The sequence below is a fragment of the Streptomyces sp. NPDC058464 genome, from assembly GCF_042721035.1.
Lineage (GTDB): Bacteria > Actinomycetota > Actinomycetes > Streptomycetales > Streptomycetaceae > Streptomyces.
In genome coordinates this window covers 1-14820 of the sequence record NZ_JBHXMA010000023.1, presented here as the reverse complement: position 1 = coordinate 14820, position 14820 = coordinate 1, and the positions used below count along the sequence as shown (strand labels likewise).

Sequence of the window (14820 nt, the reverse complement as noted above, 5' to 3'; positions counted from 1 at the left end):
GAGGGCAGTGTCTGCCACCAACACGAAGCCGTGTCGACGGTCACGTAATTCCCCACCTTGGGCGGGTTCGACGTCAGGCAATTCCCCACCCTCGCGGTCACGCTTCCCCATGTGGCTAAAGGATGTTGCAGGAGGCCGTGGATTGCAGGTCAGGGCCCGCTTACGGCTGTGCTGGTCACGCGGTCAGGGCGAGATTGTGCATGTGTGCGACGCCCTGGACTGCGTGGTGGAGGCGGTCGCCGTGCTGCCGGCAGTCACGAAGGATCTTGTACTGCTTCAGACGACCGATCGCGTGCTCGACCCGCGCGCGGACCCGGCGATGCTCCTTGTTGCCGGCTTCCTCGCCCGCGAGCAGAGGACGGCCGGGTCCTTTGCGGTGCGGGACGACCAGGCCGGTGTTGATGTAGGCGCCGTCGCCGAGCACGGTGACCCCTTGGCACTGGTCCGGGAGACCAGAGTGGCGCCACACGTGGGCGTCGGCCTTGTTGCCCGGGCCTGGACGGGCGGTGGCAACGACCAGGCGGGTGTCGGCATCGATGATGACCTGCACGTTCGCGGAGAACCGGTAGTTGCGGCTCGAGGCGCCGACCGTGCGGTCGCGGACCGGGACCAGCGTGCCGTCGACGATCCACAACCGGCCCGTGGCATCGGTCGGACGCGAGACCGGCGCGATCGCGAGGAGAGGACCGAGCCGCTGGATGACCCTCCACACCGTCGTCGGCGAGACCCCGAACAGCGGAGCGAGCTGCCGCATGGTGAGGTTCGTGCGGTAGTAGACCGCTACCACCAGCACCCGGTCGGCAAGCGGCAGACACCACGGCCGTCCGATCCGCGGCCCATTGGCAGTAACGGCCTGCGGTGGCCCCGTCTCTCCGGCCTGAGCTGGCCCCGCTGCATGGTTCACGCGGCCGTCGTTCCGGCTTGTGGTGGCCCCGGGTTCCGGCGGGGACCGGCCTCAGGTCTTCTGGATGATCTTTCGCTGGCAGGATCAAGCGACTACGTTGCTTTCCGTGTTCACTGCAGAAGCCGCCTCGGCGTTCATCAGCACGTTCCTCGCCGGCTTTGCCGAAGTGGCGAAGCCGGACAGAGTCGCCTTCGTCTCGTCTGTGTTGGACTGGCGCAAGTTGGCGCCGGTTGCGGTGGGTCCGAGCTGGGAGGAACTGAGCGTCAGCCAGCGCGAAGCCACCCTGGCTGCCCTCACAGACCACGTCGCCGCGCTCATCGCGGACCTTCCCCTGACGAGTGCGTCCCTGGTCATCACGGATAGGGATCCGGACGACAGCAGCGAGTTCAGGGTCATGACCGGTGCTCTTGTCGATGAGGAGCCGACCGAGATCACTTTCTGGGTGTTCGAACAGGCTGGCAGAGGGCTCAGGATGGGGGATGTCGGGGTGGAGGGTGTGTCCTTCCTCGGCAGGTTGCGTCCACGGCTGACTGCCATCGCGGAGAGCCAGGGCATCGACGCGGTGATCCGCGAACTGCCCCAGATGGTTGGGTAGGAGCGGACTGCGGGGGCTGGTCTATCGCCCGGCCTGTTGTTTGGCCTTGGTCTGGGCGAGGCGGTAGGACTCGGTGCCGGTCTCGATGATGGTGCCGTTGAAGGTGAGACGGTCGACGATGGCTGCGCAGAGGCGAGGGTCGGTGAAGGTCTTCGTCCAGCCATCTGGGGCTGGCACATGTTCCTTTTCGAGGATCGCTGCTGCCACCGGCCCGTATCCATCTTCTGCGGTCCTCGTTGGTCTTCGCGGTGGCACTCGGATTCTCCAGGTGCTGCCTTGATCGGTCAGGTGCGAGGAAGGTGTGCCGGTGACATCCCAGTTGCGGGTGATCGAGGGTGGTGCCGTCCTGCTGGAGCCGGTGACTGCCGATCCGTGGGAGTTTCAGGCCGAGTGTGTCGAGGCGTTCGTCGCCTCGTGGCGGGCCCGCGGGTTCAGCCCGGTGACGGTCGAGAACGAAATTGGCCTGCTGGAACGAACTCTCACTGCGCTGGGCCGACCCGCGTGGGACGTTACCCCGGAGGACATCGACCGCGTCGTCGGCGACTTGGCCTTCGCCGGGCGGGCGGCATCGACCCGGCGCGAGTATGTGCAGATCTTCAAGGGCTTTCACCGGTTCCTGCAGGTCCGCAAGGCCGTTGAGATTGAAGCGGGGTTCGGTGTCCGTCTGGTCTGCCCGGTGGACGAGTTCAACGCCTCACGGCATGTCGGCGACGATTCCCCGGCTCAACTGCCGCCGCCGACTCCGGAACGAGTGGCGGAGTTCTTCGACTTCCTCAAGTCCCGGATCGCCAGCGCCCGCAAGTACGGGCCCGCGGCCAGGGACTATGCCATGTTCCGGACCCTCTATCACGCCGGCCTGCGCTCGGAAGAGGCGTCCCTGCTCGATCGTCCCGACGTCCACTTCTCGCGGGGCCCGTTCGGAAAACTCCACGTGCGATTCGGCAAAGGCGCTCGCACCTCCGGCCCGCGGCCGCGCTGGGTGCCCATGCTGGACGGCCTGGACCTCGTTCTGCACTGGTTCCTCGACGACGTGCGGGGCAAGTTCCCCGACTCGCCGGTGTTGTTCGCGGACGAGTCCGGCGGCAGCCTGCACCGCGGGACGATCCGCAACCGCCTCCGCTATCTGATGGAGATCGAAGGACGCCCGGCCGCCGACCGGTTCAGCCCGCATGCCCTGCGGCGGGCCTGCGCGACCCACAACTACGAACGCGGCGTGGACCTCGTGGCGATCCAGCAACTCCTCGGTCACTGGACGGTCAGCTCGACCATGAGATACGTCAACCCTCGGGAATTGCATCAGACGGGCGAGGAGTCGCAGGTCACCTGGTCACGACAGGAATCGGAAGGAGTCCGTGGAGTCTACGAACTGGCCGTCTGAGCAGGGATGTTGCCGAGTCGAGCCCTTCTGATGCATGATCTGCCCTCCAGAAGGGATGGTCTGGAGTGGTGCATCAGCGCAAGGTGTCCCTGGCCGGGGCGGCCCACATGGAGCTCGTCTCCGGGGTGGTCCAGCTGCGTCCCGAGGACGCGATGTTCGACGCGATGCTGCGGGGCTGGCGTGCTCAGCAGAAGTCGCGAGGGCTGAAGGACGACACGATCGACCCGAGGGAACGGCTGATCCGCCGGTTCCTGGACTTCACGAACGAGTACCCGTGGCGATGGACGCCCGCCCACCTGGACGAGTGGTCAGCGTCGTTGACGAGCGAGAAGCACTTGGCGCCGTCGACGATTCGCAGCTACCAGGGCATCGTCCGGCTGTTCACCGAGCTCCTCATCGACGCCCGATACGGCTGGGGTCCGGCATGCGAGGAAGCCTTCGGCACCTTTCCGGTGGCGATCTGCCATGAGTGGAATACCCTGCCTCACCTGCAAGATTACGAAGGCGACCCGGAGGCGAGGCCCTTCACGCGGGAAGAGTTGCAGCTCTTCCTCGACTACGCCGACGACCAGGTCGAACGAGCGGTACGGGCGAAACGCAAGGGCGCCTTGGCGGCCTACCGCGATGCCACCCTCTTCAAGGTGATCTACGGGTGGGGCCTACGCCGGACCGAGACCTCCAAGCTCGACGTGGTCGACTTTGGTCGCAACCCGCAGGCCCGGCAGTTCGGCCGGTACGGCACGCTTAACGTCCGCTACGGCAAGGCGAAGAAGGGCCAGCCGCCGCGTCGGCGGAACGTGCTGTCGGTGATGGACTGGGCCGTCGAGGCGGTCGCCGACTACGTCGAGAACGTCCGCCCCCGCTTCGGATTCCCCGATCTCCCGGCACTGTGGATCACCGAGCGCGGTGGCCGCCTGCAGCCCGGTTCGATCAACGACCGGTTCGAGGCATACCGGGACGCCCTGGGGCTTCCCAAAGAGTTGTCACCGCACGGACTTCGCCACTCATACGTCACGCATCTGACCGAGGACGGGGTGGACCGGCGCTTCATCCAGCAGCAGGTCGGCCACGAGTGCGACAGCTCCCTGGCCATCTACACGCACGTCAGCGACGACTTCATGAACACTTCCCTGCACAAGGCACTGGCCCCGGCGTTCGCCAGGGCCTGACAGGAGGGATCCGGCGACGGCCGCCAAGCTCGACTACCACTGGCACCTGCGCAAAGTCATGGCCGATCGTGGGATGTTCTCCACCACCGACCTCCTGCCCCCGCTCGCCGAACGCGGCATCACCCTGTCCTCCAGCCAGGTCTACCGGCTCGTCGTCGAGCGACCCGAGCGACTGAGTCTGAAGATCCTCATGGCCCTGCTCGACATCCTGGACTGCACCATGGACGACCTCATCGAGCCCATCGCGGCGGCCGGGACCGTGAAGAAGCCGAAGAAAGCCGCCGTCGGCGGCTCGGCGCCCGATGCGGAGGGACTCGGCGGACTACGGCCAAAGCGAGCACGGATCAGGGGTGTTGACCGCTCATGACCATGGCCGACCAGCTCGACCGAGCCGTCACAGACCCAGTCGGATTGATCACGGACCTCGTCGCCGGCGTTGAGAAGGAACTCGGCGTCGAGACGATCCAGGCTGTGGTCACCGCGGTCGCGGGTGGCCGCGCGAAGTCACGGAGCCTGGCCAAGGCCCTGGCGATACGGCCCGCGGTCCTGACCGACGGCCGGTCCCCGGCGCCCCGGGCCATCGGCGATCTGCTCATCGAGCTGCGCAAAGCCGGCGCCTCGGCGGTCGCGCCCCCGGTCTGCGCCGAGTGCGGCAAGAAGCTGTGAACTCTCCAACGCAAGGGCCAGGACTGGTACTGCGGAGTCTGCGGGCAGGAGACCGCCGAGTGCACTGCCTGCGGAAACGTCCGACGCATCGGCTTCCGGGACCGCAAGGGCCTGCCGCGCTGTTCGATGTGTCCTGACACCGACGACCGTGATCCCGCCACGGTCGCTCATGAGCTGATCGCCGCGATCGTTCCGGGCGCCGACCGTGACGTGGTCGCCGAGGCCCTGCGGCGGACGGCACCGCACCGTCCCCACTATCGGCAGCGAGTGGTCTGGGCCCTGGAGGAGAACCCTCGTCTGCTGACCGGGGAGGGCTATCTGGCGCCGCACCGCGCCATCCTGAGGTTCATTGACCTGCTACACGAGGCCGGTGTCGCCGGGATCGCCCGGCCCGCCTGCCCTCGCTGCCACCGGGTGGTCCGCATCGACAAGCCGCTCGACGGGCAGCGGGTCTGCCGCAACTGCATCGCCAAGTCCCGCATCGAAGAATGCGTACGCTGCGGCGCTCGGCGCGAGCCGGCCACCCGCGACGACCAAGAGCGACCGCTGTGTCCGAACTGCCTGATCACCGATCCGGCCAACCTGGAGATCTGCATCGTCTGCGGCAAGTCACGTATGGTCAACTCCCGCACCGCCGACGGTCCCATCTGCCCGAACTGCCGTCCCCTGCCCATAGTGCTCTGCACGATCTGCGGCCACACCGCACCCTGCACACTCTCGAAGCTCACCGGCCTGCCCCGCTGCGGCGGCTGCCGACAGCGCCAGGTCCACTGCACCGTCTGCGGACGGCTCCGCGGCATCCACTCCGGCACCGCCGACGCCCCTGTCTGCGGCCCCTGCACCACACCCGACGCCGAGCTCTGGCGCCCCTGTCCCACCTGCGGACAAGCCGAACGGCTGCACGCGCCAGGACCGTGTCCTCGCTGCACCCTCAAGCAGCGGCTCCACGAGCTCCTCGCAGACGGCACCGGCGCCATACCTCCGAAGCTGCAGCCCCTCCACGACGCCCTGGCCAGCTCCGAACGCGCGGCCACCGCTATGAGCTGGCTCTCCAAGGGCATCGTCTCCACCGTCCTTTCCGATCTCGGCTCCGGCCGCCGCCCCCTCACCCACGAGGCCCTGGACGAACTCCCCGAAAGCAAGGTCATCGAGCACATCCGCAGTGTTCTCGTCGCCACCGAAGCCCTGCCCAAGCGGGACGAGCAGATGGTTCGGCTCGAACGGCACGTGAAAGACCTCGTCACCTCCCACGCGACGGCCGAGGGACGGAAAATCCTGCACCGGTACGCGACTTGGCACCTCCTGCGCTGGCTCCGCCGACGCAGCCGCGGCAAGGAGACCACCTATTACCAGCTCCAGGTCGCGCGGCAACATCTGCGGGCGGGCGTCTATCTCCTGGACTGGCTTGCGGGCCAGAACTTGACCCTTGCCACGTGTCGACAGACCGACCTCGAACGTTGGATGACCAGCGAGGACGCTAGTCTTCGCCAGGAGGCAGGCCACTTCGTGCGCTGGGCTCTGGCCCAGAAGATCGCTCGCGATCTCAGTTTCCCGGCCGCGCGATGGAACGGCCCCTCCCAGCCGATGGACGACGAGGCCCGCTGGGCCACCGCCCGACGCCTGCTGCACGACGACACCCTCAAGCCCGAAGACCGCCTCGCCGGCCTGTTGTTGCTCCTCTATGCCCAGTGGCCTGCGGCGATCTCCCGGCTCACCGTCGACCGCATCGAGGAGACGGAGAGAGCCGTCCGTATCCGCTTCGGCGCCGTCCCCGTCGAGCTACCCGCACTCGTCGCGGAACTGGCCCTCCGACAAGCCGAGAGTCGCCGCAGCCATGCCGTCCTCGGCCGCACGGCCTCACCCTGGCTCTTCCCTGGAGGCCAGCCCGGCCGCCCGATCAGTGCCTGGGCCATGGGCGAACGGCTCCGCAAACTCGGCATCCGGCTCGCGGAGACCCGCTCGACCGCGCTGTTCCAGCTCGCCACCGAACTGCCCGCCGCGGTCCTCGCCCGCACCCTCGGCATCGACATCACCGTCGCCGTCAAGTGGCAGCGGGCCGCCGCCGGAGACTGGGGCGCCTACGCAGCCGACGTGAGCCGAAGGCTGTCACGTCAGAACTGACGACCAGAGAGAGGACATCCCAATGGGCGTTTACGTATCGATCAGGGGGTGGCTGGAGTGCGACAAGACACAACTCGCCGCCATCCAAGAGATCATCTCCTCACACGAAGACAACCACTACACCAACGGATGGGGCTCACCCCGCCAGCACATCAACTGGATCCACTACATCTTCTACGGCGCCGACATCCGCGAGTCGGCACTGGACTGGTTCACCGACCAGATCAGAGAGATCGCTCGGATCCCCGCTTCCGACGACGACGGAGACCGCGTCCAGGGTCTGTTCCTTGCCAGCCACGAAGCTGATGGGACAACCGAATGGCAGGTCCGCGATGGCCAACTCTTCATCACACCAGCCGACATCAGACACCGGTACCTCGACGAGTAGTCCCACTCATTCCGAGAGTTCCAATACCCGACTCCACCATTACGGCCGTCCGCGACGTTCATCGAGGACGCCTATCGCCGCGCGGTGACCACCACACTGGGCGAACTCACGGCCGAGGAGGGCAGCCCCGCATGAAGATCCGATGGCGCCTGCGGATGGCCGCCGCCCAGCGTGAGGTCTGGACCGGCACCCAGCTGCAGCGACTCCTCGCCGAACGTGCCGGCCTGCAAATGTCCTCCGCGTCGGTGTCCGCGCTGTTCACCAAAGAGCCCTCCCAGGTGAAGATGTCCACCCTGATCGCGTTGTGCACCGCCTTGGAATGCACTCCCAACGACCTGTTCGAGGTCGACACCACCCCCGTCGAGCGTCCTGCCGCCCCACCCCGGCCAGTCGCTGACCTGCCCAAGGCGGCCTCAGCCCGCGGCCGTTCAATGCCGCCGCTCTGACCCGGGTGGCATCGTGGGCGTCAAACAGAGCGACTGCATCGGCTGCGGGGCCCCGGTCGGCTTCATCGACCGGCAATACTGCTGCCGCTGCACCGCCCGGCAGAAAGAAGCGGCGGCCAGAGCTGTTTGCCCACGCTGCGGCCAGCAGCGCGTACTCCAGAAGGACACCGGCCGGTGCATCACCTGCTCACGCGTGTGCACCGCCTGCGGTCACCCGGTGAGAGACAAGACAGCGACATTGTGCCGGGACTGTTTGCGCACGGCTGAACGCGACGCCGCCAAGGCGCCCTGCCCTCGGTGTCATCGGCCCGGCTATCTGCGTGAGGACACCGGCCGGTGCGGGCACTGCTCGCGTCCCCGCCAGACCAAACAGCCGCCCCGGCCTTGCCGCGAATGCGGCCGCGTGCGACGGCATGCAGGGCTGGGATTGTGCTCAGCCTGCTGGCAGCGTCACCCCGACCGTCCCTTCGTCCGGACCGAGAATCTGATCGCCGAACTCGCCGAACCTCCGGACTGGCTGCGGGACTTCGCCGCCGACATCGCCGCCAAGTACTGCGTCAGTCGCGCCTGCACGATGATCACCTCCCTGGGACGACTTCTCCTGGACGACCACCCCAACCACCCGCAGGCACTGCTCGAACGTTCCCGTCATTCCGGACGCTCGATGGGCTCCCTCGCCCGCGCGCTGGAAACCTTCTTCACCGGTCACGGCATGGCCATGGCCACCGACCAGGCCGAACGGCTCGCGGCCGGCCGCCGACAGCGCCGCATCGATGCGACCCCCGAAACCCTGCGGCCAGCGGTGGATGCATTCGCCGACTTCATGATGCGCTCGCGCGAGAGGGCCCGCCGAGCCGGAACACGGCCTCGCAGCGATGCGACCGTCGAGGCGGCGCTGGCCATCATGCGCGACCTCGCACGCTTCCTCGCCGGCGAACGCGACAAGCAGGACTGGGCGCTGAGCGACGTCCACGACGTCGAAGCCTTCCTCGCCGACTCGCCCAAGGCCCGAAACCGTCGGCTCGTCGTGCTCGGACAGTTCTTCCGCTTCGCCCGCTCGCGGAAGATCGTGCTGGTCGATCCCACGTGACCGGCTGGGTTTCCGGCTTCGTCCCTCTTTCCCACGTGCGGCAACCTACCCATCGCCGACCGTTAGCCGCTTGGATAGGCTCCGCGGGAACCCTTCAGGAGGTGTCATGGCGAAGGTCACCATCAGCCTGGACAGCGATTTGGCCATTGAGGTCATGTTGCTGGCCGGCACCAGGAGCCCGCAGGATGCTGTCGAGTTGATCGTCCGGGACTACCTGGCACGGGGTCACCGCACCGAGGCTCGTGCCGGTAACGCCGCCGACCAGGAGCGCCTCACCGACCGGCGGTCAGCGCCGGAGGAGGGCCGATGAGCGTTTCAGGTGAGATCGGCGTGTCGGCTGGTGGTTGAAGGTCCTTCTGGGCAGGGTCCGGCTGGTGTCTATCGATCTTGTCTCCGACGGCCTGTGGGAGCGAATAGCTCCACTGCTGCCAGAGCGGCCGCCCAGACGTCACCGTCATCCCGGACGGCTGCCGGTGCCGGACCGGGTCGCGCTGGCGGGCATCGTGTACGTGCTGCGCAAAGGAGTGGCCTGGTGCGACGTCCCCGTCCAGGTCGTCGGGTCTGCTGCAGGTTTGGGTGACGGTCACCCGATCGTGCATCAGACCCGGCCGTCGAGTTGCTGTTCCTCCTCAGCGCGTAGGTGTCCGGGGTGACGAGTGATCCACGCCCTGAGGTCCTGGGGTTTCGGCGGCGGTGCCGGCGCGCTCTTCGCGGTGCCGCGTAACGGGCGCAGGAGACGGCGGACTGCTTGCGGTGTGCGGCCTGGGTAGCCCTGGGCCTGGATCTCGCCGAAGAGTGTGGAGGCGTTGGTGCAGCCCTGGTTCCATCGGTTGATCAGGTAGGGGCGGTAGGCGTCCAGGCGGGTGGTGCGGATGGCGTGGTCGGCGAGGGCGTCGGGGTTCTCGCAGCGCGCGTAGCGGCGGACGGTGTGGCGGGCCAGTCCCAGCTCACGTCCGATCGCGCTGATCGTCCATCTCTGGGCCAGCAGGTCCTGGACCGCCCGGTAACGCTCCCGCGCGCGGGTGATCAGCCACTTCTCGGCGCTGGTATCCAGGTTGAGAGCGGCATCGGGCGCTGCCACTGGCGTGGGCCCGCGTTGCTCCGACGACGGCGGGGTCAGGCAGGACCGATGGGCGATGACGGTGCGTTCGACCGCGTGGGCCAGGTTGTCCCACAGGTGCCACGCGTCGGCGACCTGTCGGGCCTGGGGTGCTCCGGCGCTCGCTGCCTCGGCATAGGCGCCGGCCCGGTCCCGGCAGATCATTTCGATGCCGGGGTGATCGGACAGCCAGGCGACCAGAGGGACTTTCTCGCGGCCGGGCAGCAGGTCCAGCACGCGATGCGAGTCCAGGTCGACGAGCACGGTCCCGTACCGCCGCCCCCGGCGGGTCGCGAAGTCGTCCACGCCGAGCACGCGCAGGCAAGGCCGGGGAGGATCCGGTATCGCCATCACGACATTGAGCAGGGTGCTCCCGCGGATCAGGATGTTGAGGACAGCCGCGAGCCGGGCACCTGCCCGCCCTGCCAGGGCCAGAGCGATCGCCTGCACAATCTCTGCGAGGGCGACCGTGCGGCGGCCGTACCTCACGGTCAGCTTTGCCACCTGCTCGGCGAAGGTCCGACGGGCGCAGCTATCAGTGTCGCAGAACAAGCGCCGGACACACAGATCGATGACCACCGGGCGCCCGCCGACGCCGGCATCGGCCAGGCGCCGCCGATAGCGACTGCGCACCCGCCGAGCCGGAGTACCGCAGTCGGGACAGGGCACGGCCGTGCCGTCCCGGGTCCGGGCAACAACCAGTACCTTGCCGTCCTCCACCCGCACCTGCTCCACCAGCACCGCGGCCAGTCGAAGCACGAGGCCGGGGGGCTCGGAGGGTCGAGGGAGAAGTCCCGGCGCCCGCGCACCAGCCCGACCAGGCTTCCTGCCGAGGTCGAGGCCCTGGTGTGTGAGATGCGCAGGGCGAACCCCCGCTGGGGCGCCTGCCGCATCGCCTTCGAGGTGGCCCGGACCGGCACCGGCGCTCGTGCGCGCTCGGCTGCTTTCCTCACCGTGGGGTACGAACGTCAGTGCCTCGGTGCAGTCGGACGCGAGGTTGGGCGTTCAGGAGATTGCGACGTGGGCGTTGATGCATCATCGGGCGGTGACCACGCCCTCACCCTCGAACTCCTTTCAACCGAGTACTTCTGTCCGGTGGTCGGCGTTGGGGCAGCCACTGCCCGGCTCCAAGGGCCCGTTGAGGTCGGTGGCGTGGGCGCGGGACGGGTCCCGGCTGCTCCTTGCCGCCATCGGGGACGACCGCGTGGATCTCTGGCAGCTGCGCCGGGACGCCGACACCCCCGAACCACTCAGCCAACCAATCCTCGGCCCTGAAGGCTCGGTGACGTCGGTGGCGTGGGCGCGGGACGGGTCCCGGCTGCTCCTTGCCGCCGCCGGCACCGACCGTCGGGTGTATCTGTGGCAGTTGCGCGGGGGCGCCGACATTCCCGAACCACTCAGCCAACCACTCACCGGCCCCGACAGCGGGCTGACGTCGGTGGCGTGGGCGCGGGACGGGTCCCGGCTGCTCCTCGCCGCTGCCGGCACCGACCGTCGGGTGTATCTGTGGCAGTTGCGCGGGGGCGCCGACATTCCCGAACCACTCAGCCAACCATCTCGCCCCACCGGCGCGGTGATGTCGGTGGCGTGGGTGCGGGACGGGTCCCGGCTGCTCCTCGCCGCTGCCGGCACCGGCATCCACGTGGATCTGTGGCAGCTGCATCAGGGCGCTGACATCCTGACACCGCACAATCAAACACCCCGCCCCACCGGCGCGGTGATGTCGGTGGCATGGGCACGAGACGGATCCCGGCTGCTCCTTGCCGCTGGCACCGGCAACCGCGTGGATCTGTGGCAGTTGCGTGAGGGCGCTAACACCCCCGAACCACTCAGCCAACCACCCACCGACCCCGACAGCGGACCGACGTTGGTGGCGTGGGCGCGGGACGGATCCCGGCTGCTCCTTGCCGCCGCCAGCGACCGGGTGTTGTCTCTGTGGCAGCTGCAGGAAGAGCGTACGGTGCCTCGGTTGCCCGGGTACCGTTCGGACGGGTTCGGGGGACGGGCGGCCGACGAGCTGGATCGGGACGGCGAGGCGCGTGCTGTCGCCGAGCTGGTGACCTCGCGCTCGGCTCGTCCGCCGCTGGCGGTGGGGCTGTTCGGCGACTGGGGCGAGGGGAAGAGCCACTTCCTCGATCTGCTGGCCCAGCAAGTCGAGGAAGTGAGCGGCAGCCAGCTGGCGTGCACGTACGTACGGCAGGTCCGCTTCAACGCCTGGCACTACGCCGAGACAAGCCTGTGGGCGAGCCTGGTCACCGAGATGTTCGCGCAGCTTTGCGCCGCCCCGGACAGTGATCCGGGTACCGCGCAGCGGCAGCTGTCCAGGCTGACCGCTGACCTGGTCGCCCAGCGCCAAGTGCGGGAGCGCCTTGCTGCCGCCCGGCAACGCCGCGAGGACCTCCAGCGGGCCCTGTCCCAGGTCAAGGTCCCCTGGGAGAACCTGGCCGAGAACGGCCGTCGCAGCATCGTGGAAGCTGCCGGACGCGAGCTCCCTGCCGAGGCACTGTACCGGGAGAGCGTGAGCACTGTCCGGGTGGTACGCGCCGCCGTCGGCAACGCCCGGGCACTCATACGCTCCGCAGGGTGGCGCGCGTGGGGGTGGTTCGTTCTGGCTCTGGTGGCGAGCGTGGTCCTGCCCTTCGGTATCGCGTGGGTGTGGCCGCACGCTTCCCGGTGGCTGGCTCTCAGCGGAGTGGTCTTCTTGGCGCAGGTGGTCCGCTCCGCAGTCTCCCGGGTCAAGCCAGCGTGGAAGAGCCTGGCGGAGGCGCGGAAGAGGGTGCGTCGGGCCGTCGAGGGGCTGCGGACGCCGTTGCAGACCGCGGTCGACGTCGCGACGGCCGAGGTGGCCGCGCTGGAGCTGGAGGTGCAGAACCTCACCGCTGCTGGCCAGCTGGCGGGCCTGGTCGGCGAGCGTGCCGCCGCCGGCGGCTACCGCAGCCAGCTCGGGCTGATGACGCAGATCCGTGAGGACTTCCAGCGGATGGCCGTGCTTCTCGCCCAAGCCGCCCATGACCGCGACACCCCGTCGCCCGGACCCGGCGACACCACCGCACCGCTCCGTGACGAGGCGAGTGACGAACTACCGCAGATCGACCGCATCATCGTCTACATCGACGACCTCGACCGCTGCCCGCCCGCCCGGGTCATGGAAATGCTGGAAGCCATCCACCTGCTGCTGGCCGTCGACCTGTTCGTGGTCGTGGTCGCCATCGACCCGCGCTGGCTCCTGCGCTCCGTCGCCGCCCACTACCGCGACGTGCTGCACCGGGCCGGCAGCGGACCATCGGACATGGACGACGCCTGGATCTCCACGCCCGCCCAGTACCTGGAGAAGATCTTCCAGATCGTCCTCGCCCTGCCGCCCGTCGACGATGCCGGTTACGCCCGGATGCTCGACGCCCTCATCGCCGTGCGCGCCCCCGCCTCGTCCGCCCCCACCACGGCCGCCGACAGCGGCGCGCCCGAGCCGTCAGCTGCCCGCGCAGCCGCAGCCGGCCCGGCCCGCTCCACCGCAGACGACGCCACTGACTGGGACGAGGACCTGTACGGGCCCGCCGTCCAGGCTCTGCCTCTTGTGGAGCTGACCGACCCCCTCGCCTTCACCGAGGAAGAGGCACGCCTGTTGCGGCTCGTCGGCCCGCCCAGCCTGCCTCTGACCCCCCGGTCCGTCAAACGTCTGACCAACAGCTACGGTCTGCTGACCGCGCTCCGCCAGCCTCACCACGAGGCCGACCACACCGACTGCCCCAACCCCAGCTCGGCGACCGCTTCCAGCACCCACTACCGCCCTTACCGCGCCGGACTGGTCCTGCTCGCTTCCCTGGTCGCCTTCCCCTCCCTCGGCCCCGATCTCTGCCGGCACCTCTACCAGCAGGCCAGCACCGCTCCCGACACCACCTGGTCCGTCTTCGTGGCCGGGCTGCTTCCACAGGGGCCGACCACCAAGCGCAACGCGATCCGCGGCGATCTGAGTCCCTCTGAAGTCCAGCAGTGGACCGAACTGCACACTGCGCTACGCCAGATCACCGATGCCGCCAGCGCCCACCAGCTCGATCTGCCCACGTGCCTAGGCCCCTGGCAACCGTGGGTCATCCCCACCGCCCGCCTCTCCTTTCCCGCCGGCCAAGTCGTCAAGTACCTGCGACACCCCGACGAAGCGCGTGATTCCACCTCATAGACCGACACCCGATGCGGTCCCGCGAGGCGGAACGACAACGCGGCCGGCGCCTGCGGCCCCCGCGGAGAGCGCCATCGACCAGATCCGCGCCCGGTTCGGCGCCCAGGTCATTGGACCGGCCACCGTCTTCCGGCGGGCCTCGTGACCGCAACCGCCTGTCCACGCCGAGCCCGTGCCCTGCTCGATCCGCCCGGGCCCGCCCTGACGGCCGTCTCCCTGCTCCGTCCCTGATCCGCCGGATCCGCAGCACCTTCGGCGGGTAGATCCCCGGGATGGCGAAGAAGAAGAGGACGAAGAGGGCGGCGAAGACGGGTTCCTTAGCGGGGCCGGAGCGGTTGACGCGGCAGCAGATGCTGGACGGTGTGTCCGGGCCAGACGGTGTGCGGATCGGGTTCGCGGTGCCGGGGGAGGCCGGGGCGATGACCACGCTGTTGAAGGCGGCGGCCGACGATCTGGAGGCAGGCCATCTTGAGGCGCTGGCTCGTGGGGAGTGCGGGACGTGGCTGCTGGACGCCCTGGCGGGCGCCGACGCCGGGGAACGGCTCGTGAGGGCTGTCGCTGCCGGGGAGCCTCAGCGGGCGGCGGGGGAACTGTCCCTGCCGCTGGTCGCGCGGGACGGCGACGGCCAGGTCGTCGGCGCACTGCTGGGCGTCCCCTCGGGCACGGTCCTGTCCGGGCTCTCCCAGCTGCCGGTCGGCAGGCGGTACGTCCTGATGTCGATGCTCATGTACGCGAAGATCAAAGCGGTCGCCGTCGCCGAGGACGCCCGCCGGCGCGGGATCGGGGC

13 protein-coding genes and 3 pseudogenes are annotated in these 14820 nt (G+C 68.8%); 13 read left to right on the top strand and 3 right to left on the bottom strand.

Translation table 11 applies throughout. The features are described from left to right. Positions 1-175 precede the first annotated feature (175 nt). Entirely contained in the window at positions 176-904 is a 729-nt protein-coding gene (locus ACFWPQ_RS28025; protein WP_384040384.1) for a transposase family protein, read from the bottom strand. A gap of 106 nt (positions 905-1010) precedes the next feature. Here ACFWPQ_RS28025 and ACFWPQ_RS28020 point away from each other — a divergent pair, with 106 nt between their 5' ends. Next, positions 1011-1499 carry an ABC transporter substrate-binding protein gene (locus ACFWPQ_RS28020; RefSeq protein ID WP_384040382.1) on the top strand — a complete coding sequence of 163 codons (489 nt, stop codon included), beginning with the start codon at positions 1011-1013 and terminating at the stop codon, positions 1497-1499. A 21-nt stretch (positions 1500-1520) separates the two neighbouring features. Here the strand turns inward: ACFWPQ_RS28020 and ACFWPQ_RS28015 are convergent. Further along, positions 1521-1661: pseudogene (locus ACFWPQ_RS28015) on the bottom strand (ATP-binding protein); the annotation flags it as partial. Positions 1662-1806: 145 nt separating this feature from the next. On the opposite strand from ACFWPQ_RS28015, the gene ACFWPQ_RS28010 reads away from it, so the two are divergent. The 10 genes and pseudogenes from ACFWPQ_RS28010 to ACFWPQ_RS27965 form a co-directional block, all read left to right on the top strand. Further along, complete coding sequence (locus ACFWPQ_RS28010; RefSeq protein ID WP_384040378.1) at positions 1807-2877, top strand: tyrosine-type recombinase/integrase; 1071 nt, start codon at positions 1807-1809, stop codon at positions 2875-2877. A 65-nt stretch (positions 2878-2942) separates the two neighbouring features. Next, positions 2943-4046: a tyrosine-type recombinase/integrase gene (locus ACFWPQ_RS28005; protein WP_384040374.1), complete on the top strand. Its 1104-nt coding sequence runs from the start codon at positions 2943-2945 to the stop codon at positions 4044-4046. A 73-nt stretch (positions 4047-4119) separates the two neighbouring features. Continuing rightward, positions 4120-4413, top strand: a complete 294-nt coding sequence (locus ACFWPQ_RS28000) for a helix-turn-helix domain-containing protein (protein ID WP_384040371.1) — start codon at positions 4120-4122, stop codon at positions 4411-4413. Further along, positions 4410-4712, top strand: a complete 303-nt coding sequence (locus ACFWPQ_RS27995) for a hypothetical protein (protein ID WP_384040368.1) — start codon at positions 4410-4412, stop codon at positions 4710-4712. The genes ACFWPQ_RS28000 and ACFWPQ_RS27995 overlap by 4 nt, the downstream gene beginning before the upstream one ends. A gap of 126 nt (positions 4713-4838) precedes the next feature. Then, a complete protein-coding gene (locus ACFWPQ_RS27990) occupies positions 4839-6833 on the top strand; it encodes a site-specific integrase (protein ID WP_384040365.1) in 1995 nt (664 codons plus the stop codon). A gap of 22 nt (positions 6834-6855) precedes the next feature. Continuing rightward, positions 6856-7221, top strand: a complete 366-nt coding sequence (locus ACFWPQ_RS27985) for a hypothetical protein (RefSeq protein ID WP_384040362.1) — start codon at positions 6856-6858, stop codon at positions 7219-7221. Between the two features lie 131 nt (positions 7222-7352). Further along, positions 7353-7667, top strand: a complete 315-nt coding sequence (locus ACFWPQ_RS27980; protein ID WP_319171778.1) for a helix-turn-helix transcriptional regulator — start codon at positions 7353-7355, stop codon at positions 7665-7667. 403 nt (positions 7668-8070) lie between these two features. Beyond that, positions 8071-8757, top strand: a complete 687-nt coding sequence (locus tag ACFWPQ_RS27975; RefSeq protein WP_384040359.1) for a hypothetical protein — start codon at positions 8071-8073, stop codon at positions 8755-8757. Positions 8758-8863: 106 nt separating this feature from the next. Further along, positions 8864-9067 (top strand): hypothetical protein, encoded by a 204-nt coding sequence (locus tag ACFWPQ_RS27970; RefSeq protein ID WP_200698015.1) that lies wholly within the window; start codon positions 8864-8866, stop codon positions 9065-9067. Positions 9068-9101: 34 nt separating this feature from the next. Beyond that, positions 9102-9317 (top strand): annotated as a pseudogene (locus tag ACFWPQ_RS27965) (transposase); the annotation flags it as partial. A 38-nt stretch (positions 9318-9355) separates the two neighbouring features. Here ACFWPQ_RS27965 and ACFWPQ_RS27960 read toward each other — a convergent pair. Next, positions 9356-10597, bottom strand: a complete 1242-nt coding sequence (locus tag ACFWPQ_RS27960) for an ISL3 family transposase (protein WP_384040356.1) — start codon at positions 10595-10597, stop codon at positions 9356-9358. Positions 10598-10961: 364 nt separating this feature from the next. Here ACFWPQ_RS27960 and ACFWPQ_RS27955 point away from each other — a divergent pair, with 364 nt between their 5' ends. Both ACFWPQ_RS27955 and ACFWPQ_RS27950 read left to right on the top strand, forming a co-directional pair. Next, the gene (locus ACFWPQ_RS27955) at positions 10962-14033 is read left to right on the top strand and encodes a P-loop NTPase fold protein (RefSeq protein WP_384040353.1); all 3072 of its coding nucleotides are present in this window, start codon (positions 10962-10964) and stop codon (positions 14031-14033) included. A 362-nt stretch (positions 14034-14395) separates the two neighbouring features. Next, positions 14396-14820: pseudogene (locus ACFWPQ_RS27950) on the top strand (N-acetyltransferase); the annotation flags it as partial.

Excerpts from the sequence above, each read along its gene's own strand:
- ACFWPQ_RS28000 (WP_384040371.1), top strand. The coding sequence starts at position 4,120 with ATGTTCTCCACCACCGACCTCCTGCCCCCGCTCGCCGAACGCGGCATC.
- ACFWPQ_RS27995 (WP_384040368.1), top strand. The coding sequence starts at position 4,410 with ATGACCATGGCCGACCAGCTCGACCGAGCCGTCACAGACCCAGTCGGA.
- ACFWPQ_RS27990 (WP_384040365.1), top strand. The coding sequence starts at position 4,839 with ATGTGTCCTGACACCGACGACCGTGATCCCGCCACGGTCGCTCATGAG.
- ACFWPQ_RS27985 (WP_384040362.1), top strand. The coding sequence starts at position 6,856 with ATGGGCGTTTACGTATCGATCAGGGGGTGGCTGGAGTGCGACAAGACA.
- ACFWPQ_RS27980 (WP_319171778.1), top strand. The coding sequence starts at position 7,353 with ATGAAGATCCGATGGCGCCTGCGGATGGCCGCCGCCCAGCGTGAGGTC.
- ACFWPQ_RS27970 (WP_200698015.1), top strand. The coding sequence starts at position 8,864 with ATGGCGAAGGTCACCATCAGCCTGGACAGCGATTTGGCCATTGAGGTC.